Origin of the sequence: Dehalogenimonas alkenigignens, assembly GCF_001466665.1 — a bacterium.
Taxonomy (GTDB): Bacteria; Chloroflexota; Dehalococcoidia; order Dehalococcoidales; family Dehalococcoidaceae; genus Dehalogenimonas; species Dehalogenimonas alkenigignens.
Genome location: NZ_KQ758903.1, coordinates 1,174,268 through 1,194,740, shown reverse-complemented (window position 1 = coordinate 1,194,740; position 20,473 = coordinate 1,174,268). Strand labels below are relative to the sequence as shown.

Below are 20,473 nucleotides of genomic sequence, written 5' to 3'. Positions count from 1 at the left end.
TCCGGTACTAAAGAAGGCGGGAGTCTTGACCGGCTCCCGCCTTCAATTTAAGTTGTCTTTTTCACTCCCAGCTTTATGGCATGCCCTTCAAGTTTGAACGTTTCGGCCGTTATTCCGGGATCATCCGGAACGCCATTGACAAGATCCCGGGAAAGCGTCTCTTTGGCGACGTACTCTCCCCAGGCCTCCATCACCCGCTCGGTTACGCTGTCGGTTTCGAAAAAGGTCGAAATAGTGTCAGCGATATCGAAACCGGCAGTCTTGCGCAAACCCTGAATGCGGTGGGTGATTTCCCGGACTAATCCCTCGTCGACGAGTTCCGGCGTCAGCCGCTTGTTGATACCCACCGTAACCGGCCCGTCGGAAACCGTGGAATATTCATCGGCACTCAATGAATCGGCATCGCTGGTGAACTTTAAGCACTTGACGTTGAGTTCCTCGGCGATCGCGTCGGCCAGTTTTTCGAGTCCGGAACGCTCAGTTTGGGACAAACCGGCAATTACCGCGTCGGCCAGGGGTTGACGCACTTTAATGGCGGCCTGGGCCCTGGCGGCGCGCCCGACACTGGAAGCCTTCATCGCCAGGCGCATCGATCCGGACAAGACATTATCTATACTAGTCATTTCGGCCTCGGGATAATCGCATAGATGAACGCTGTCATCTTTTTCGGTCCCGTTGCCCGCAACCAGGTTCTGGTAGATCTCTTCGGCGAGAAACGGCATGAAGGGAGCTATCAGCTTTGAAAGCTTAACCAGGCACTCATACAAGGTGTTGTAAGCCGACAGTTTGTCGGCATCGCTCTCGCTCTTCCAGAAACGCCGCCTTGAACGCCGGACATACCAGTTTGACAGATAGTCAACAAAAGCCTCAATAGCGCGGCCGGCGGCAACCGGGTCATAGGCATCCAGGTCAGCGGTCACTTCAGCGATTAATTGGTTCAGTTCAGATAGTATCCACCTGTCCAATTCAGAAGCGAGATCGTGTTTTTGTGTACCTGGGCGGAAGTTATCGATGTTGGCATAAAGGACAAAAAAGGAGTATGTGTTCCACAAGGTGGACATAAACGACCGGGTAACTTCACCGACCAGTTTTTCCGAAAAACGCCGGGTATTTCCGGCCGGCGAAGCCGTCAATAAATACCACCGCACCGCATCGGCGCCGTGTTTATTGATCACCGTCTCCGGAAGGACGACGTTTCCCCGGGTCTTGCTCATTTTCTCCCCTTTTTCGTCAAGTATGAGCCCGAGGGAAATAACGTTCTTAAAACATGGCTGGCCAAAAAGTAAGGTCGAAAGGGCATGCAGGCTGTAAAACCAGCCGCGGGTCTGGTCAATACCTTCGCAGATGAAGTCGGCCGGAAATCGCCCGTCCTCAAAAATGGAGCGGCTGTCGGGATCAAATGGGTAATGCTGCTGGGCTACCGGCATGGCGCCGGAGTCAAACCAGCAGTCGATGACATCCGTCACCCGACGCATCCGGCCGCCGCATTTTTGACAATCGTAAGCTATCTCGTCAACAAACGGGCGGTGCAGGTCCAGGGGCTCAGGAAAGCCGGTGAATCCCGGTTTAGATCTGAGTTCGTCAACCCCGCCGATACAGTCAGAAGCCTGGCATGTGTCACAGCGCCATACCGGTACAGGGGTGCCCCAGTAACGTTCTCTCGAAAAAGCCCAGTCGACGTTGTTCTGCAGCCAGTCGCCAAAGCGGCCCCGTTTGATATGCTCAGGGTACCAGTTGATCCTCTCGTTGTTTTCAATCAGGTCCGCCTTGCGCGCGGTGGTGCGGATATACCAGCTTTGTTTGGCAAAGTACAGAAGGGGCGTGGCGCAGCGCCAGCAGAACGGGTAAGTATGGTGGATTTTTTCATCCTTTTGAATCAGGTGGCGGTCTTTCAGGGCGCGTGTTATTAGCGGATCTGCCGCTTTCACGAATTTGCCGGCGCCCGGATAAGAGCCGGTTATCTTGCCCTGAAGATCGACATGATGAATAAAATAGAGCCCGTGCTTGACACCTGACTCATAGTCCACTTCGCCGTATGCCGGAGCGGTATGAACAATTCCGGTACCGTCCTCCATCGACACGTAATCGGTGGCGATAACCGGATAAAATATCTCACCCGGCTCTGCTGCCGTCATGCCCGTCGGGGACAATCGGTAGACAGGCACCCCACTGTCAAAAGGGTCGAATAGTGGTTGATATTGCAGCCCCACCAGATGGCAGCCTGATACCCGCCCAGCCTGGTGGGCATTATGAAGACCGTTTGCTTCAAGTCTTTCCGTTGCTAAAACCAGGTATTCTTCCCCCATATCCAGGACTGCGTACTCCGCGGTACCGCAGACGGCCAGCGCGGTGTTAGCCGGCAGCGTCCAGGGCGTCGTTGTCCAAGCGAGCAGCGAGAAAGGCTTGTCGGTGAACGCGGCGAGAGGGCCAGCCATCCCGGCTGGTTCGATTTTGAATTTCACATATACAGACGGGTCCTCGGTGTTCTCCTCATACCCGAGGGCAACTTCGTGCGAGGATAGCGATGTACCGCAGCGGGGACAATGAGGGGTAACTTTATGCCCCTGATAAACGAGTCCCTTATCCCACAACTGTTTTACCACCCACCACCCGGTTTCGATATACTCATTGTTCATGGTTATGTAGGCATGTTCCAGATCGACCCAGTAGCCGACGCGCTCGGTCAATCGGTTCCAGTCTTCGACATACTTGAAGACGCTTTCCCGGCACTTCTTGTTGAATTCAGCGATACCGAAACGCTCGATGTCAGTCTTACTCTTAAAACCGAGAGCTTTCTCAACCTCGAGTTCCACCGGCAGTCCATGGGTATCCCATCCGCCGATGCGGGGTGCATAATACCCTTTCATGGTTTTATAGCGCGGCATGACGTCTTTGAAAACACGCGACAGGACATGATGAATGCCGGGTCTGCCGTTAGCCGTAGGCGGACCCTCGTACAGGGTAAAGCGTTTCCGCCCGCTCCGGTTTTCAACCGAGCGTTTAAAAATATCCCGAGCCGTCCAAAGCTTTAGGATCTTTTCTTCGATTTCTGGAAAGCTGACCCGGCTGCTCACTGGTAAAAACATTGCGCCTCCTTATAAAAAACAAATCCCGCCCATAAGGGACGGGATTAACCGCGGTACCACCCTTGTTCCCCGATGAATCGGGGCGCTCATTCTGGCACAACCATGCCATGCCAGGATAACGGCTGGCACCCGCCCAAAACTAATCACCCAGACACACCGGATTTTCGCCTGGAAGCTCGGGAGGGATTTTCCGCCCTATTTCCAGCCTGCTCGCACCGTATCAGGCTCGCTGATGGAAAGCGCCGGGCTTACTCTTCTCCGTCAAAGCTGTTAACAGGAAGCATATCACAGGATAAACCTGCGTTCAAGAAACAAGCCAAATGGATAACAACTGCTATTTCAAAGAGTCTTCCCGGGGGACAACAACGACCTTTCGCTCTTCCCCGAAACCGACGCTCTGAGTGGTCACTTCGGGATCACCGGCCAGCACCATGTGAATAATGCGCCTCTCAAAAGGCGGCATTGGGTCCAGCGAGTACGGCATCCGACGCTGGCGCACCTGCTCCGCCGTCCGCCGAGCTAAAACTTCAAGGGACTTAAAACGCCTTTGCCGGTAGCCGTTAACGTCCACCACGATAGGCAAATAGTCTCCAATACGTTGAGCCACCAGGATTCTTACCAGATACTGGAAATTTGCCAGGGTCTGACCGTGGCGGCCTATCAGCAGACCCAGGTCTTCGCCGAGGATATCGAAAACCATTCCCGATTCATTTCCCGTTTCTTCGGTGACCATCGCGTCAGGCAAGTATTCAACGCCGGCATCGAGGTCCATGCGGTCTATCAGATCTTGAATGATCCGGGTGGTAACGGCTACGGCATCGGCGGCACGGGTAGCCGATACGGGCGCCGCGGGTTGTCTGGTCCTGACCACGACAATGGCCTCTTCAGTTCGGATACCGAAAAGTCCGTGGCTACCTTCGTTTACGACGTCGATCTCCGCCTCTTCCCGGCTGATTTTTAGTCGTTCCAGGCCGCGGGCTACCGCCTCTTCCACCGTCCGCCCCCTTACCTCGATTTCCTTCATTCACAATCTCCTCAGCCTGTTCAACCACCACTTTAGGCGTGGCTGGTTCAGGTGATTTTTCATTTTTCAAAACACGGTCTTTGTATCCCCGATCCCGCTCCAACCTGCTCATTAAACCCTGAAACCAGGGCTTCAACTCGCCGGGACCGGTGGCGAAGAACTGGACCACAACCCTCAATATACTTGATGTCAGCCAGTACAGCGCCAGGCCGGCCGGGAAAGTGATCGAAATGAAGACAAACATCGCCGGCATCATGAAGAGCATCATTTTGCCCTGCGCCGCAACCTTTGGGTCCGCAGACTGCGGCGTGGTCATTTTCTGCTGTAATAGCATCACCGCGCCCACAAGAAGCGCCAGAATGTAATCCGGAGTGGAGAGGTCTATCCAAAGAAAGGTACTGTTCAGCGGGAGGGTCTCATAGACCACGGACCAGTCGTATAAATGCCTGGAAAGGCTCAGGAAATCTTCTGGCGTTACCGCTAACACCCTGATAATGGCCTGATACAAAGCGATCCAGATCGGCATCTGTATTACCATCGGGACAAGGCAGCCGGTGGCGCTGGCGCCGGACTCCCGCATCAGCTGCATCTGTTCCTGGGCTAGCTTTTGCCTGTCTTTGGCGTATTTCTTCTGAAGAGCCTGGAGTTTCGGCTGCAATTCCTGCATCGCCTTGGCCGCGCGCATTTGCTTCATCGTCAACGGATACATCACCGCGAAAATAACGGCGGTCAAAACGATAACCGTCAACCCGAAATTGTTGAAAAGGATACTGGAAAGCCAGATCATCCCGTTGATCAACGGGTCAAGAATAGTTAGATCCCAGATATCTCCAATACTCACTCAATTACCTCTTTAGGACACCCGGTATTCCCATACACGGGCGCCGGTCAATGCGTTAACAGCAAAAATTGTTTCGTTCGTCTGGCTGTGAATAAAGACGATCTCGCCGGATGATGCCAGGGGCGCTCTGACCGTAGTATCCAGTAAAGCAAGTTCGCGGGTTTGCTGCGAATCATCGTCGATAACAACGACTTTACCATCCTCCGCGGCCGCCACGACTAACTGGCCGTTCACAATGGATGGCGAAGCAGCAAACGAGCTTCCGAAATCGTGTTCTTTGATCAACTGCCCCGTCTCGCCTCCGAGGACATAAACGCTCCCGTCGGTGTTTGGCGCGTAGATTTGATCTCCAATGACTGCCGGGCTGCCCCAGAACCACTTGCCGGCGGTGAAGCGCCATAACTCGGCGCCGGTAGCGCTGTCCAGACAATAAAGATTACGGTCGAGTGAGCCGATAATCACCGTATCGTTAAAAATAACCGGGGCTGAAGTAAAGACGCCTCCAGCCTCAAAAACCCATAACTCCCGCCCGTCGGCCTCTGAGATGGCGTAGACTTTTTTATCAAACGAACCGATATATACCACACCCCTGTCGACCACGGGCGTACCCCAAATTTTATCGCCGTTCTTGAAACTCCAGACAATCTTGCCGTCGGCCGCGCTGATGGCATATACCGATCCGTCGGTGCTGCCGTAGAAAAGCCGCCCGTTGTTTTCAGCCAGCCCGCTGATAACCGCGTCCGGTAATTTTACTTCTTCAGGCGTCGGCGACGACCATTTTAGAGCTCCGCTGGCGGCGTTGACAGCAAATACCCTGCCTCCGTATGAAGTCACATAAACAGTATCACCGACGACGAGCGGAGAACCGTAGATACCGGTAGCCTTTTCCAGATTCACCTGCCAGCGAACCGTCCCGGTGCTGGAATTAAGCGAGATCAACCGGCCGTCAGTGGTGCCACAATATAATTCGCTGCCGGCCAGAGTCACCCCGCTCCAACCCAGAGCTCTCTGCCCTCCGGTGCACCCGCTGCCGCCGACGGCCAGCGCGGCGATCAGGGCAATAATCAAACCGATTTTCCAAATATTCCGCAACCTAGTCTCCTTCAAGCGCGATCCGGCACCGGATCGTAACCGCCTTTGTTAAAAGGATGGCAGCGCCCCAACCGTTTCAGGCCCAACCAAACGCCTTTGAAAAGACCAAAACGTTCAATAGCTTCAAAGGTATATTGGGAGCAGGTTGGTTGAAAACGGCAAGACGGAGGCAATACCTTTGAAAGGCTGTTTTGATATAGCCTGATCAATCCCAGGGCCACTCTTTTCATCGTCAACTGCTAACCAGCCCAACCCGCTTCATCAGATTACAGGCACTGGCCTCCAGCTCGGCAAAAGGCACAGAAGCGGCAGATGATCTCGCGATAAATACTGCGTCGATGCTGTTTTTAATCTCAGCCTTCCGCAATATCTCCCGAAGCCGCCGGCGAACCCGATTCCGGACCACGGCGCAACCGAGTTTTTTACTGGTCACAATACCGATGCGGCTTGACTCCGTGCTGCCCGGCGCTGTTTTTAGTATCAGCAATGAGTCGGATTTGGATCGCCCGGCGGACAGCACCCTCTGAAAATCTTCCCGTCTTCTAAGACGTGTTTCACGAATCATGCACCCTCCGCCAGCTATTACCGGAGAAAGGTGGAAGCTAGACGACAATTAACCTTTTGCGGCCTTTAGCCCGGCGCGATTTCAGGACATCGCGGCCGCCCCGGCTGGACATTCGGGCAAGAAAACCATGTTCCCGCTTGCGGGGAATCTTTTTCGGTTGGTAAGTCCTTTTGGGCACTTTATATCCTCACTTGATGTTCAGGAGTGGTTTACGCCGTTGCCGGGTTTTCGGTTGTCGCAGTCACCGCCGGCGCGACGTTTTCTGTCTTAGCTTCTGGAGCGGCTTCGGCAACTTTCGGAGCCGATGGGCTCATCATCCAGGAGGTGCCGGATTTTCTGATATGCTCCGGAACGAACGGCAGCAAGGCTATGATCCGAGCTTGCTTGATGGCTTCCGACAACGCCCGCTGGTGCCTGGCACAGGTGCCGCTGCGCCGGCGCGGATCAATCTTGGCACGCTCGGAGATATACCGCGAAAGCCTGGCGGTATCTTTGTAATCAATGATGATGTTTTTATCGGCGCAAAAAGCGCACACTTTACGCCGCTGCTGGAAACGGCCGCGCCCGCCAAAACGTCCGCCCGGACGTCCCTGAGGCCGAGCGCCTGAATCACGTGAAGTTACCAATTATTTACTCCTATATCCGATCTGTAATTTACTTATTAAAAGGGAATATCTTCCGGCGTAATATCACCGGCGGGTTCGGCGCTGCTGGTTTCATCGGCAGCGGCGGGCTTTTTATCCAAGAGGTTGACGGTGCTGGCGATTACCTCGGTCTTATAATGCTTCTGACCGTCCTGGCCGTCCCAGGTTCGGGTCTGCAATCGGCCTTCAACATAAACCAAACGGCCTTTTGCCAGTAGCTGGTTGCACTGCTCAGCCAGCTTGTTCCAGGCGACCACGCTGAACCATTCGGTTTCTTCTTTGCGCTCCCCATCGGGAGAGTCCCATCTTCTGGTGGCAGCCACACGAAACGAAGTCACCGGATGTCCGCTGGGCGTAAACCGCATCTCCGGATCTCCGCCAACGTTGCCGATAATCATGACCTTGTTTAGACTGACCATGAATACGTCTCCTCAGCTGCGCGACGAGTACACCTATTTACCAGGGCAAATAATCAAATGGCGCAGCACGTCTTCTGAAAGACGAAGGTCATTGTTGATCTTCTTCGTTAGAGAAGATACGGCACTGAACTTCACCAGAAAATAGATGCCCTCGGTCTGGTGTTTGATGGGATAGGCCAGTTTCCGTTTGCCCCACGGCTCTGTCGAAGCGATAGAGCCGCCTTTTTCGGCCACCAGCTTGGCGATGTGATCCAGCCCGGCGTCGAGCTTCTCTTTCACCAATTCAGGGCGGTAAATGACTACCAATTCGTAATTGCGGACCGGCTCAGTCCTGGAGCGTAAAAGCTCTGTAACCGGCTGGACCTTCTTTTCTTTAACAGCGATAGTATTGTTCCTCCCAATTTTTGCTTGTAATCGCAAGAACTTGGGTATTATAGCACAAGGTATATGGGCAAACAACAACCCGGATACCGATTCATTGGAAGGAAGACAGCCTCCAACTTGTTGACACCTGGAGGCGTGAATTGGTACACTCTTTTTTCGCGCGGCCCCGTGGTGTAGCGGTCTAACATGCCACCCTGTCACGGTGGAGATCGTGGGTTCGAATCCCATCGGGGTCGCCATTCTTTTCAGGTCTTTGATCAGCAAATATCTTCCAAGTTTCCACTTAATTTTTTATGTCTACTTGTATACCTACTTCTGGTAAGGTTTAGTAAGTTTAGGTTATCTTGACTCAACCCATATTTGGCCTTACATTGATGAAGAGGAAATGCGCACCCCTGTGTTGAATGGAAATTACGTATTTTTACGTATGGACAGGACCTTCAGGGGATGTGAGCATCGCAGGGTCAAAACGGAGGTACGAACAACCGAGTATAAAGTCTTAGATTAATTCTGATGATCAGGAAGCGTTGAACCGCCGTCTGTATTTGGATCACTTGGACGGCGGGGAGCAAGTAGTGAAACCGGCTTGTGGAAATATGGCCGGTTTTTATTTTCATAAAAAGGAGGAGTTTTATGAAAGCTCTAAAGAAGTTCTTGATCCCCGGCATTGCCGCTATACTGGCCGTTGCTGTGGCTGTGCCGGCACTGGCAAACCCGACATTTACGGAGGGCAACCCGACTGCGGTTAGTCTCGGATGTGATTTCGGGTTTAAGGTTGACCCGCCAAACTCCGGGACATACAACATTGATGGCTTCAATACCGTAACCATCACGGTTTACGACACTCCGGACGGACAGGCATTCGATTGGACTTCAACTCTTGGTATGGATGCGGTTATCGTCAAGGGTGGCCCGGATGCCAACGTATATTATTACGATCCGGAATCCTTTGGTGATACCGGTCTCCATGCTCCGGTGGTTCCCAGCGGCAAGTGGGCAAATCTAAGCCATATAGAATTCTGCTTCGACTATGAAGTGACCGTAACCAAAACCGCAGTGACTTCATTCACCCGGACCTTCACCTGGGAAATTGTCAAGACTGTAGACGAGGATAATTGGGACCTCGACACACTTGAGGTCGGCCAGACCGCCACTTCCACTTACACCGTCACGCTCACTAAGAGCGAACCCGTAGACAGCGATTGGGCTGTCAGTGGCACCGTGACCATCGCTAATAACACCCCGTTCACCGCCACTATTACCAGCGCCACCGATGTAATCAGCGGCTTCGGCAATGTGACGGTCGATTTCGGGGTCACCTTCCCGTACGCTCTGGCATCAGGCGCCACTCTTGAAGGTACGTATAGCACCGCTCTGCCGGATGCGGCCTCCCGTGTCAACACCGCGACCGTGACGACCACCGGTACGGTCGGAGGCGGGTCAGCCACCGCGGGCGTGATTTTCGGCGCTCCCACCACTATAATCAACGATACGATCCACGTAACCGATAGCTACGCCGGCAATTTGGGAGCTTTCAGCGCTAGTGGTTTCGTCACCTACCAGAGGACCTTCTATGAAGAAGGAACCTATCCGAATACAGCTACAATTGTTGAAACCGAGCAGTCAGATGACGCCACTGTGACTGTCGTAGGCGGCGGCGGCGGTGATGACGAGGAACCCGGTGACGGTCAGGGTCTCAGCCCCGGATTCTGGAAGACCCATCCTGATGCCTGGACCGGTTATTCCACCGGCGATGCCTTAGGCGGTATTTTCGATCTCGGCGACTTCGGCAACCTCGGCGACAGCACCCTGCTCGAAGCTTTGAATTTCGGGGGCTCCGGTGAGTATGGCAGGGCCAAGACCCTGCTGCGGCAGGCGGTAGCAGCCCTTTTGAACGCCGCTTATTTTGGCGAAGACTACGGCATGAGTGAACAGGACATCATCGACGAAGTCAACAGCGCCCTCGTCAGCGGCGATACGGGAGATCTCCAGTCCGACCTCGATGACGCCAACAACCAGGGCGGCGAGGTTGAGGATCCAGGACCGGCTGATCCTACCCCCGGCTATGAGAAAGACAATCCCGGCAAAGGTAAAAAGCCCTAACAGGTAAAAATCCACGATTCAGACTAAAGAAGCAGGGAGGCCGTTCGGCCTCCCTGCTTCTTCTTTGGTATCTCAGCTGTTAGCTACTTATTGCTTTTTCCGTTAGTTGGTGACGTGAGAATATAGGACGCCAGATTGATGCCGTTATCCGTATCCCATTCATATCCATCCGTGGAGACCATGGTTACGCTGGCTAAATATGTCCCGGCGACGGCTTTGGACAAGGTGAAAGTCACCAATCCGGCACTATCAGTTGTGCCTTTGAGCTGCCACGACTGGCTTCCAGTGGTAATTGTCACCGAAACACTTGCCCCGGCAACAGTACCGGCTTCACTAATAACCTTGGCTTTGATGACCAGATTCTTCCCACTGACGGTGAAGGTTACTGCGTCCACCCACATGGGCTTCACCACAGGTTGCTCAGGGACTGGCGCGGGTGTGGGCGCCGGTTCAGGTTCGCTGACAGGTCCTTCTTCGATGGGTTCAGTGCCTGGCGCTGGTGACGTCCCGGGTTCAGGTTCGGTGGCGGGTGGCGGTGCCGCATTTGTCGGTTGGCTCAAACCGGCGACAGCCTGGGCAGCGTTGATCCGGCCGCCGCCGATGCCGCTGACGCCGATATTATCGCAGGTTGCCTCGATCAGGTCACGGGCTTCGTCGTTGAGCCGACCGTTGCCGTTGGTATCGGCAACCCCCGACATAACCAGAGCGGCCAAACCGGCAACAAAAGGCGTCGCCATCGAGGTGCCGCTCTTATAGCCGTAAGCGCCGTTCATTAAGGTGGAATAGATGTTTGAACCCGGCGCGGCCAGGTCAACCCAGCTGCCGTAATCCGAATAGGAAGCCAGTCTATCCGCCGAATCCGTGGCGGCCACGGCGACAGCGTTTGCATAATAGCCGGGGTAAACCGGCGTCGAATTGCCATTGTTTCCGGCGGCGCAGACCACCATCACGCCTTTGTTCCAGGCGTAATTGACGGCGGATTCCAGGGTAGAGGAGGCGGAGGTGCCGGACAGGCTCATGTTAATGACACAGGCGCCGTTGTCCGCCGCCCAGATGATACCCTTGGCCATGCCGGAATAAGAGCCGTAGCCGTCATCGCCCAGTACTTTGACGTTAAGGAGCGAGGCATTGTAGCCCAATCCGGCAACACCCAGGCTGTTGTTGGTGATGGCGGCGGCGATGCCGGCGACATGGGTGCCGTGTCCCTTGACATCTGATTCAGTAGCGCTGGTGGAGAAGTTGATGCTGCCTTTGATCTTGCCAGCCAGATCCGGGTGGTTCATGTCAATGCCAGTATCCAGGATGGCGATAACCACTGCGCCCGATCCGGTGGTCACCGACCAGGCTTGGGAAGCGTTGACCTTAGCCAGACCCCACTGGCTGGGAAACGAAGGATCGTTGGGAACATCTTCTGCAGCGGCGGTGTAATCATATTCGGCGTAGAGGACGTTTGGATTGTTCTGGTAGACCTTGAGCATGCCAGCGGCCTTGCCGGGGCTGAAGGTCAGGACCTGGACACCGATGCCGGGGATGGTGTCGGAGACATGAGCTTCGGACTGGCGGTGGAGCGCGGCGATGTCGGAGGCCGCGGCGCCGGGGCGGAAAGCTACCAGGATTGTGTCCTGCCCAACAAGGTCTTCACCATCGTATTGCTGTGCCGCGGCAAGTGCGGCGACGGGCGTTGAGAGGATCAAGGCCAAAGCCGCCATGATGGCCAATTTGAGAATTTTCATCTTATTCCTCCTGGCAGGATGCGAAGCGTTAACCGGTTTGACACGCTTCGGATATAGTCAGATAGGAGTTTAACGCAGCGGCGGGCGCTTGATAATCACCATTTGGTACCGTTTGCGCCGCATGTTGGCCAGTATTTAGTACTATGATAATTGCCCAATTGACCCCGCCGTTTCGACAGGGTTATCTATGGTGATACAATACGGCCGTGCATGAGAAAGATCTGACCCTCCTCGAATTCCCCCGTATCAGGGAAATCGTCTCCGGCTATTGTTCTTTCACGATGTCCCGCGCCCAGGCGCTTGAACTACTGCCGTCGTCGGAGCTTGACCAAATCAAACGCCGCCTGGCCGAATCCGCGGAAGCGCGGCGTCTCCTGGAACTGGAGCCTGGATTCTCCGTTTACGGATTGTCCGACATAGCAGAACCAGCGCGCTATGCCGCGCTGGGACGGGTGTTGGAGCCGAAAATCCTGGCAGAAATCCGAAAATCCCTCGGTCTTCTGCGCCGGTTGAAAAGCAAACTGGATGAGACCGCAGTCTCAACTCCGCTGTTGAACCAGGCCGCCTTGGACATCGGTGATTTTGCCCATCTGGAAAAGAACCTGGACAAAGCCATTTCGCCGGAGGGCAGCCTGTTACCGCACGCCTCCGAAAAATTGAGCCTTATCCGGCTCCGATTGCGGACGAAACGATCTGAGGTCATGGAACGCCTCCAGGATTTCATCCAGTCGGATAATACCCGCCGTTTTATCCAGGAACCCATTATCACTGAACGCGAAGGCCGGTTCGCCATCCCGGTCAAGGCGGAGCATAAAGGTGAAATCAAGGGCATCGTCCATGATGTTTCCAATTCAGGCGCAACAGTCTTCGTCGAACCTTTCGCCACGCTTGATCTCGGCAATGAATTCAAAGAACTTGAAATCGAGGAGATGCGGGAGATTGAGCGCATCCTGACCGAGCTCTCGGCTCAGGTGGGGGCACTGGCGCCCGCCATTGAAAACGGCCTCGGCGCCGCGGCCAAAATCGATTTCGCGTTGGCCAAAGCCGGATACGCCAAGCGCGCCGGAGCCCGAGAGGTCGAGGTTTATGAGCCTTCAGCGACCGACCCGGCTATGATTCGGCTTGACACCGCCCGTCACCCGCTGCTGGGAGCCGGGGCGGTTCCATTGTCAATCGAGTTAGGCAAAGATTTTTCTATTTTAGTCATCACCGGCCCCAACACCGGCGGCAAAACGGTGGCGCTGAAGGTGATTGGCCTGCTGTGCCTCATGACCCAGGCAGGGCTGCCTGTACCGGCCGGAGAGAAAACCAGGCTGCCGGTTTTCAGGGGTATCTTCGCCGATATTGGCGATGAACAAAGCGTTCAGGCGGCGTTATCTACCTTCTCCGGCCACATGAGCAATATCGCCCGGATCCTCAACAACCTGAAGGAAAAAAGCCTGGTACTGCTCGATGAGCTCGGCGCCAGCACCGATCCCCAGGAAGGTTCGGCGATCGCCCGAGCGGTCTTGCTGCATCTTCTGGCTAAAGGAGTGATCGGCGGGGCGACGTCTCATTTTACCGACCTAAAAGTATTCGCCCACGTGACTCCAGGTATGCAAAACGCCTCGTTTGATTTCAATCCTCAAACGCTGGCTCCAACTTACCATTTGACCCTCGGAATGCCCGGCGGCTCCAACGCCATCGCAACCGCCGCCAGATTCGGAATTCCAGCCGAGGTCATCGGGCAGGCCGAGGCGATGCTGACTGAAGGTACCCGCCAGCTGGAACAACTTCTGGCTGAACTGCAGGTTGAAAAAAAGCGCCTAACCGATATTGAAAAAACCCTGGAACGTGAAAAGGAACTTCTTCAGAAGCAGAACCAGGCATTAGCGTTGGAACTGAAAACACATAGAGAAGAAAAACAGGCCATCATCCAGCAAGCCCGAGATAATGTCATCGAAGAAGTGGCGGCGCTTCAAAAAGATCTGAAGCAGGCCCGGAACGCATTGGAGCGCCAGAAATCTGAAGCGGCTCTTTTAATGGCGCGGAATGTGTCAGAAGACGTCAGGGAACGGTTGAAGAAGGGGATCTGGCAGGCGCCGGACTCCGCTAAACCGGATACAGACGAAGGCCAACTCACAGCAGGCGACCGCGTCTGGTTGAAAGAAGCCGAGGTCGAAGCGGTGGTACTTTCACAAAATGAGAGAACCGGCCAGGTGGAAGTGTCTTCCGGCCCGTTGCGGTTTAAGTTGGGCAGGGAAGGCGTTACCAGGTTGACCGGAAAATCAAAGGATCCCAGGCCGGCGGTCCAGGTCCTTTCTTCAGGCAGAAACGCCAGGCTGGAACTTGACCTCCGAGGCAGAAGGGCCGAACACGTGTCACCCATGCTCGACGAATTCTTAGACGATGCCGCCTCCGCCAGTCTCCAGGAAGTTCGTGTGATTCACGGGCACGGCACCGGGGTTTTGCGAAGCATTGTCCGTGAACTGGCAGCCAGGCATCCACTGGTGGCCTCACTCTCCGCCGCCCCGCGTGATCAGGGCGGCGACGGGGCTACAATGCTGCGTCTGAAATAATCAATTTTCATGCTTGGCCGGCATATTGACAGTTTGGCGGGCTATGATAATATTAGGCAGATTAATGAATTATCAACCTGATATCACACAGCCGCCACCGGCATGAAGGTTTGAACATGCCGCCTGTTTCAGCTGCGTTCATCCTCACTCCTTATACCGTTGTATACTTCCTATCCTTTGTCATTTGCGCCATCGCCGGTACGGCGGCCTGGCGACGGCGCAAAACAGACGCCGGTTACTGGCTTTCATGGTTAATGGCTGCCGCTTCCTTATGGTGTTTTTTCGGCATGCTGGAAGTGTCGGCAACAGCCACCGATGTGAAGGTTCTCCTTTCCAAATTCGAGTACATCGGCGGTTTGAGCGTGCCGGTGTTTTTCGTCATATTTGCGCTGGCTTACACCGGGCAGCAGCGCTGGATCACCAGACGAAATGTCAGCCTGGCATTTATCATACCCGTCTTAACTCTTATATTGACCGCCTCCAATGAAGCCCACAGCCTGATCTGGACGTCCTTCGAGCCGGGGCCGGCAGGCTCAAATTTGATTTATTATATTCATGGACCCTGGTTTTGGTTCTCCAATATTGGCTACACGAGCCTGTGCGTTCTCGCTGGAAGCCTGCTCGTCGTCCGTTTCGCGTTTAACGCAAACAAGGATTTCCAACCGCGTACCGCGCTGGTGGTTATTGGCGCGATAGTGCCTTGGGTAATGGGGTTTCTTTACGTTTTCGACATTAATCCTCTGCCTGCCTTCGATCTGACCAGAGTCGCCTTCTCATTTTCCGGCCTGCTGTTTCTCTTTGCGATTTTACGGTGGCGCCTGCTGGATATCATGCCGGTTGCCTACAACGTTGTCCTGGACGCGATCCCTGACGGCATGCTGATAATCGACAAACATAACCGGATTGTTGATTTTAATAGGGCAGCCGTGATGATGATTGAGACAAGCCAGCCGATCTCCCTCGGCCAGCGGCTGGAGTCTCTGACGAGTGAAGCGTCCTGGTTTGCTGCCGTCACCGAAAATATTTCAACTCCAGCCGGACTGTGCCTCAAGACGCCCACCGGCCGTCATTTGGAAGCCGGGATTACAGACCTGGGTGGCGAAAATGGCTCCAACGGAAATCGCGTGATCTTTCTTAAAGATATCACCGAACGCAAGGCAGCGGAGCAAGCCCTGACCAGGAGTGAAGAGCTGTATCGCTCGCTGTTCGAAAATATGTTGAACGGCTTTTCTCACTGCCGCATTATTCTCGAAGATGATTTACCGGTTGATTTTGTCTACCTTAACGTTAACCGAACTTTTACTGAACTGACCGGGCTTAAGAATGTCATAGGAAAACGGGTTACCGAGGTAATTCCGGGAATACATCAAACTAACCCGGAATTACTTGAGATTTACGGTAGAGTCGCCGCCACAGGCATTCCGGAAGTTTTTGAAACATATCTGCCGGGTCTCGACATGTGGTTTGATATCTCAGTGTATAGTCCGGAAACCGGATATTTCGTTGCCGTTTTTGATGTGGTTACCGAGCGGAAACGGTTCGAAACGCAATTGAAAAAAGCCGCCTCCGATTGGGAAACGACATTTGATTCAATTACCGACGCTATCGCTATCATCGACGCCGACCATCGGATCGTCAGGGCGAACCGGTCCCTCGCCGCAATATCCGGAGTGTCCGGCGACTCTTTAGTTGGCCGGCATTGCTATGAGATTATCCATGGCACTGATAAGCCGCTACCCGGATGCCCGCACATGTGCACTTTGACGGAGTGCCGCCAGGCCACGGCTGAATTTCCCGAACCAGCGCTCGGCCGCCACGTCGAGATTTCAACATCGCCGCTCCTGGGAAGTGGCGGAAACAGTATCGGTTCAGTCCATATCATCAAATATATCACCGAACGTAAAAAAATCGAAACTGCCCTGCAGGAAAGCGAATCGCGCCTGCGGTCGCTGTATAACAATATGGCTGAGGGCGTCGCGCTTCACCACCTGATATTTGACGATTCCGGGCATCCGGTAAACTACCGGATCATCGATGCCAATCTCCAGTTTGAGCGGATCCTGGGTATAGACCGCGAGGCAATATTGGGTAAAACAGCAACTGAAGCCTACGGGGTTCAAGAAGCGCCTTACCTTTCCGAATATGCCGGGGTGGCTCTGTCAGGGCAACCGGCACGTTTGGAGACGTACTTTCCGCCGCTCGACCGCTATTTTGATATTTCCATCGCTCCGTGGGGTCAACAGGGTTTCGCGACCATTTTTACCGACGCGACGGAACGGCAAAGAGCCTGGGAGGCGAAATCAAGGCTGGCAACCATTGTTGAGTTCTCCGCCGATGCCATGATTGGCCGAGATTTGGCAGGCCGGATAACCAGCTGGAACAAAGCCGCGGAGAGGATTTTTGGATACTCGGAGGAGGAAATGCTCGGCCATACCAGCGAGCTGTTGCTGCCGTATGGCGATATTACTTCGATTGATAACGTGCTGGAGCAAATCCGGCGGTCAGGCCAGAGCGTTTCATTTGAAACCTTGAGAAACCACAAGGATGGAACCGTCATTGATGTTGCCGTCACCATCTCCCCGGTCAACGACACTGCCGGTAAAGTCATCGGATTCTCCTCAATCGCCCGCGACATCACCGAAAGCAAGAAAGCGGCCGCAAGAATCAAAAGGGCTTTGGAAGAAAAAGAACTGCTGCTCAAGGAAATCCACCACCGCGTCAAGAACAATATGCAGGTGATCTCCAGTCTGCTTAAGATGCAAAGCCGTTTCGTCTCCGACGAACCAACACGCCAGATGCTGCGCGAGAGTGAAGAGCGGATCAAGAGCATGTCCCTCGTCTATAACAAGCTATATGAATCCGCCGACCTGGCGCACATCAACATCCGGGACTATGCTCAGGAACTTGTCCACAATCTAAGCCACGCATACGCTATGTCGCCAGGCATAGTCAGGATATCCACGGAGATTACCGAAGCGGCTTTCGACCTTGATACCGCCGTGCCGATTGGATTGATCATCAATGAACTGGTTACAAATTCCTTAAAATACGCCTTCCCGGACGGCCGCCGGGGGGAAATTATAGTATCGCTGAAACTTGAAAACGGCCGCTATTCGCTTTCAGTCAAGGATAACGGGATCGGTCTGCCGGAAGGCTTCGACGCCCGCGGCGGCCGCTCGTTAGGCTTGAGACTGGTTACGGCGCTGGCCGAGCATCCGCTAGGCGGCAAAATGACCGTTAAGAGGGACGCAGGCACCGAATTCAGTTTCGTGTTTGAGCAGGGAGGACCCAATAATGGCTAAAGCCAGGTTAATGGTGGTTGAGGATGAGGCCATCACCGCGGAGGATATCAGGAGCAGCCTTGAAGGCATGGGGTACGATGTGGTCGCGGTGGCCGCCACCGGCGAAGAGGCGCTGCGGATTGCCGAAAAACTTAAACCTGATCTGGTACTTATGGATATCGTTCTTAAAGGCGGGCATTCCGGCATAGCCACGGCTGGGGAGCTGCGCCGCCGGTTCTCGGTTCCGGCGGTCTATTTGACCGCGTATGCCGACCCGGCAACCCTCGCTCAAGCAAAACTCGCCGAGCCTCTGGGATTCCTGACCAAGCCCTTCAACGAAGCTGACCTGAGGGCTTCAGTGGAAATGGCTTTATATAAAGCCGGAGCTGAAGCGGAGAGGCAGGAGCTTATCCGTAAGCTTCAGGAGGCTTTGGATAAGGTTAAAGTGCTTTCGGGTCTGATACCAATTTGCGCCAGCTGTAAGCAAATCCGCAATGACAAGGGTTTCTGGCAATCTGTGGAGAATTACATATCCGAACATTCAGGCGCCGACTTCACCCATGGCATCTGCCCTAGCTGTGCCAAAAAACTCTATCCGGAATATTTTGATCAATTATATGGGAAAGGCAGCGGCGGCGCACCGGAATAATCGATTTACACGCAAGCTGGAGGCCAAATACATATCCCGAACAACCGGTTCGGTTAATACTGCAACCAGAGCAGTCAACTTAGATAGGTTGTCATCCTGCCTAATAAACGTTAAAATATAGATTAGATGTACCTGCTTCGGTCTGTTGCCTCGCTGCGGCGCCGCCGCTTCCGACTCTAGACGCTTTTGACAGGCGTCGTTTTTTGCGTCCACCGAGTATTCTGCCGTGCCGTTTTATAAGGAGATTTTGTGCCCAAGTACCGCGACGATATCCGTAATATAGCCATCATCGCCCACGTCGACCATGGTAAAACCAGCCTGGTCGACGTGTTGCTGAAACAGAGCCACGTTTTCCGCGAGAACCAGGAGGTCGGCGAACTTATCCTGGACCGCAACGCCCTGGAGCGTGAAAAAGGCATCACCATCCTGGCCAAGAATACCGCGGTGGAATACCGCGGCCACAAGATCAACATCATCGACACTCCCGGCCATGCCGATTTTTCCGGCGAAGTGGAGCGCGTTTTGAATATGGCCGAGGGCTGCCTTCTGCTTATCGATTCGGTCGACGGGCCGATGCCCCAGACGCGTTTCGTGCTGAAGCAGGCGCTGGACAAGAAATTAAAACCCATCGTGGTCATCACCAAGATGGACCGGCCGACACGCCGCATCAAGGAAGTGCTGGCGATGACCCAGGATCTGTTCCTGGAACTGGCGACCGAGGATTCTCAATTGGACTACCCGGTCATTTATTCGACCTCTCGAGGCGGCTACGCCACTACCGATCCTGATGCCGCAGGCGCCGACCTGGTCCCGCTTTTTGAATGTATCCTGAAAAACATACCGCCGCCGGAAATCGAGGAAGGCCCGCTGCAGCTTTTAGTTTCCAATCTGGACTATTCCACCCACAAAGGACGCATCGCCATCGGCCGCATCCACCGCGGCAGCATCTCTCCCCGGGATTCGGTCGTGGTCATCGATAAGCACGGCGTAAACCATCGCTACACCGTGAATGAGGTCTTCACTCACATGGGCCTCGGCCGGCTGGAAGTCGAAAGAGCCGAAGCAGGCGATATTGTGGCGGTGACCGGTATGGAAGATGTCAGCATCGGCGATACCATTGCCAGCCAGGAGCAGCCGGAAGCCCTGCCCGGCATTACCATCGGCGAACCTACGGTGAAAATGACCTTTGGTGTCAACACCTCACCGTTCGGCGGCCGTGAAGGCAAATACTGCACCTCACGACAGCTTCGAGCTCGTCTGTATCGCGAACTCGAGACCAACATATCGCTTCGTGTCGAGGATACGGATTCGCCTGATGTCTTCCTGGTTTCCGGACGCGGCGAGCTTCACTTATCAATCCTCATCGAGACCATGAGACGCGAGGGTTATGAGTTGGAGCTATCCAAGCCGGAAGCGATAACCAAAACGGTCGGCGGCAAAGTGATGGAGCCGATGGAATCGTTGACCGTTGACACTGTCGAGGAGTGCATCGGCGACCTGACTGAAATGCTAGCCAAGCGCAAAGGCCGGATGACCAATATGCACCATGACGACATGGGAAACGTGCGCATGGAATATCATATACCCACCCGCGGCCTCATCGGATTCCGCAGCGGATTCCTGACCACCACCCGCGGCCGGGGCGTGATGAACACTTTATTTCTTAACTATGAACCATGGCAGGGCGAGATCGGCACCACCCGTTCGGGCGTGCTCATCGCCGCCCAGGCCGGCACCGCGGTGACTTACGGTTTGAACAACGCCCAGGCCCGAGGACTGACATTCATCGACCCGATGACCGAGGTTTACGAAGGGATGATCGTCGGTCTTCACGCCAGAGGCTCCGACCTGGTGGTCAATGTCTGTAAAGAAAAGAAAATGACCAACATCCGGTCGTCAACTTCCGACATCGCCCTGAAACTAACCACCCCGGTCAAGATGTCGCTGGAGGAATCACTCGACTTCATCGAGGATGACGAACTGGTTGAAGTTACACCTAAAAATATCCGCCTGCGCAAGAAGTTGCTGTCAGCGCATGACCGCAAGCGAGCCGGCCGCGGCAGTCCCGAAGAAGCCGACGAGTAGCATGACTGT

16 protein-coding genes, 1 tRNA gene, 1 riboswitch and 1 other annotated feature are annotated in these 20,473 nt (G+C 54.4%); of the genes, 6 read left to right on the top strand and 11 right to left on the bottom strand.

Annotation, left to right across the window (positions count from 1 at the left end):
* Positions 1-47: 47 nt before the first annotated feature.
* From ileS to rpsF, 10 genes are all read right to left on the bottom strand, one after another.
* Complete coding sequence (gene ileS, locus DEALK_RS06295) at positions 48-3,086, bottom strand: isoleucine--tRNA ligase (RefSeq protein WP_058439424.1); 3,039 nt, start codon at positions 3,084-3,086, stop codon at positions 48-50.
* A gap of 31 nt (positions 3,087-3,117) precedes the next feature.
* Positions 3,118-3,360 (bottom strand) — a binding site (T-box leader).
* Between the two features lie 60 nt (positions 3,361-3,420).
* On the bottom strand, positions 3,421-4,110 hold the full coding sequence (gene jag, locus DEALK_RS06290; protein WP_058439423.1) for an RNA-binding cell elongation regulator Jag/EloR: 690 nt from the start codon (positions 4,108-4,110) through the stop codon (positions 3,421-3,423).
* Positions 3,998-4,897 (bottom strand): YidC/Oxa1 family membrane protein insertase, encoded by a 900-nt coding sequence (locus tag DEALK_RS06285; protein ID WP_275477474.1) that lies wholly within the window; start codon positions 4,895-4,897, stop codon positions 3,998-4,000. Before DEALK_RS06285 ends, jag begins: the two co-directional genes overlap by 113 nt.
* 66 nt (positions 4,898-4,963) lie before the next feature.
* Positions 4,964-6,043: a beta-alanine-activating enzyme beta-propeller domain-containing protein gene (locus DEALK_RS06280; protein WP_058439421.1), complete on the bottom strand. Its 1,080-nt coding sequence runs from the start codon at positions 6,041-6,043 to the stop codon at positions 4,964-4,966.
* A gap of 11 nt (positions 6,044-6,054) precedes the next feature.
* On the bottom strand, positions 6,055-6,273 hold the full coding sequence (gene yidD, locus DEALK_RS06275) for a membrane protein insertion efficiency factor YidD (RefSeq protein ID WP_058439420.1): 219 nt from the start codon (positions 6,271-6,273) through the stop codon (positions 6,055-6,057).
* A gap of 2 nt (positions 6,274-6,275) precedes the next feature.
* Positions 6,276-6,608, bottom strand: a complete 333-nt coding sequence (rnpA, locus tag DEALK_RS06270) for a ribonuclease P protein component (RefSeq protein ID WP_065128722.1) — start codon at positions 6,606-6,608, stop codon at positions 6,276-6,278.
* Positions 6,609-6,645: 37 nt separating this feature from the next.
* The gene (gene rpmH, locus DEALK_RS06265) at positions 6,646-6,786 is read right to left on the bottom strand and encodes a 50S ribosomal protein L34 (protein WP_058439418.1); all 141 of its coding nucleotides are present in this window, start codon (positions 6,784-6,786) and stop codon (positions 6,646-6,648) included.
* Between the two features lie 31 nt (positions 6,787-6,817).
* Complete coding sequence (gene rpsR / locus DEALK_RS06260; protein ID WP_058439417.1) at positions 6,818-7,234, bottom strand: 30S ribosomal protein S18; 417 nt, start codon at positions 7,232-7,234, stop codon at positions 6,818-6,820.
* A gap of 35 nt (positions 7,235-7,269) precedes the next feature.
* On the bottom strand, positions 7,270-7,671 hold the full coding sequence (locus DEALK_RS06255; RefSeq protein ID WP_058439416.1) for a single-stranded DNA-binding protein: 402 nt from the start codon (positions 7,669-7,671) through the stop codon (positions 7,270-7,272).
* 33 nt (positions 7,672-7,704) lie between these two features.
* Positions 7,705-8,256, bottom strand: coding sequence for a 30S ribosomal protein S6 (gene rpsF, locus DEALK_RS10445; protein ID WP_425479162.1), 552 nt, complete (start codon positions 8,254-8,256; stop codon positions 7,705-7,707).
* On the opposite strand from rpsF, the gene DEALK_RS06245 reads away from it, so the two are divergent.
* Together DEALK_RS06245 and DEALK_RS06240 are read left to right on the top strand one after the other, a co-directional pair.
* Positions 8,218-8,294, top strand: a tRNA-Asp gene (locus DEALK_RS06245). The genes rpsF and DEALK_RS06245 overlap by 39 nt on opposite strands.
* 274 nt (positions 8,295-8,568) lie before the next feature.
* Positions 8,569-8,651, top strand: a riboswitch (cyclic di-GMP riboswitch).
* A 37-nt stretch (positions 8,652-8,688) separates the two neighbouring features.
* Positions 8,689-10,158, top strand: coding sequence for a hypothetical protein (locus DEALK_RS06240; protein WP_058439415.1), 1,470 nt, complete (start codon positions 8,689-8,691; stop codon positions 10,156-10,158).
* A gap of 83 nt (positions 10,159-10,241) precedes the next feature.
* On the opposite strand, the gene DEALK_RS06235 is transcribed toward DEALK_RS06240, so the two are convergent.
* Complete coding sequence (locus DEALK_RS06235) at positions 10,242-11,891, bottom strand: S8 family serine peptidase (RefSeq protein WP_058439414.1); 1,650 nt, start codon at positions 11,889-11,891, stop codon at positions 10,242-10,244.
* Positions 11,892-12,097: 206 nt separating this feature from the next.
* Between DEALK_RS06235 and DEALK_RS06230 the strand changes: the two genes are divergently transcribed.
* From DEALK_RS06230 to typA, 4 genes are all read left to right on the top strand, one after another.
* On the top strand, positions 12,098-14,449 hold the full coding sequence (locus DEALK_RS06230; RefSeq protein ID WP_058439413.1) for an endonuclease MutS2: 2,352 nt from the start codon (positions 12,098-12,100) through the stop codon (positions 14,447-14,449).
* Positions 14,450-14,565: 116 nt separating this feature from the next.
* Complete coding sequence (locus DEALK_RS06225) at positions 14,566-17,751, top strand: histidine kinase N-terminal 7TM domain-containing protein (protein WP_058439412.1); 3,186 nt, start codon at positions 14,566-14,568, stop codon at positions 17,749-17,751.
* Positions 17,744-18,379: a response regulator gene (locus tag DEALK_RS06220; RefSeq protein WP_058439411.1), complete on the top strand. Its 636-nt coding sequence runs from the start codon at positions 17,744-17,746 to the stop codon at positions 18,377-18,379. Before DEALK_RS06225 ends, DEALK_RS06220 begins: the two co-directional genes overlap by 8 nt.
* 249 nt (positions 18,380-18,628) lie before the next feature.
* Positions 18,629-20,464 (top strand): translational GTPase TypA, encoded by a 1,836-nt coding sequence (gene typA, locus DEALK_RS06215; RefSeq protein WP_058439410.1) that lies wholly within the window; start codon positions 18,629-18,631, stop codon positions 20,462-20,464.
* The last annotated feature ends 9 nt before the right edge of the window (positions 20,465-20,473 follow it).

Coding starts and splice junctions, on each gene's coding strand:
- DEALK_RS06285 (WP_275477474.1), bottom strand. CDS start 4,897: ATGATCTGGCTTTCCAGTATCCTTTTCAACAATTTCGGGTTGACGGTT.
- DEALK_RS06220 (WP_058439411.1), top strand. CDS start 17,744: ATGGCTAAAGCCAGGTTAATGGTGGTTGAGGATGAGGCCATCACCGCG.
- DEALK_RS06240 (WP_058439415.1), top strand. CDS start 8,689: ATGAAAGCTCTAAAGAAGTTCTTGATCCCCGGCATTGCCGCTATACTG.
- yidD (WP_058439420.1), bottom strand. CDS start 6,273: ATGAAAAGAGTGGCCCTGGGATTGATCAGGCTATATCAAAACAGCCTT.
- DEALK_RS06225 (WP_058439412.1), top strand. CDS start 14,566: ATGCCGCCTGTTTCAGCTGCGTTCATCCTCACTCCTTATACCGTTGTA.
- DEALK_RS06235 (WP_058439414.1), bottom strand. CDS start 11,891: ATGAAAATTCTCAAATTGGCCATCATGGCGGCTTTGGCCTTGATCCTC.
- DEALK_RS06255 (WP_058439416.1), bottom strand. CDS start 7,671: ATGGTCAGTCTAAACAAGGTCATGATTATCGGCAACGTTGGCGGAGAT.
- ileS (WP_058439424.1), bottom strand. CDS start 3,086: ATGTTTTTACCAGTGAGCAGCCGGGTCAGCTTTCCAGAAATCGAAGAA.
- rnpA (WP_065128722.1), bottom strand. CDS start 6,608: ATGATTCGTGAAACACGTCTTAGAAGACGGGAAGATTTTCAGAGGGTG.
- jag (WP_058439423.1), bottom strand. CDS start 4,110: ATGAAGGAAATCGAGGTAAGGGGGCGGACGGTGGAAGAGGCGGTAGCC.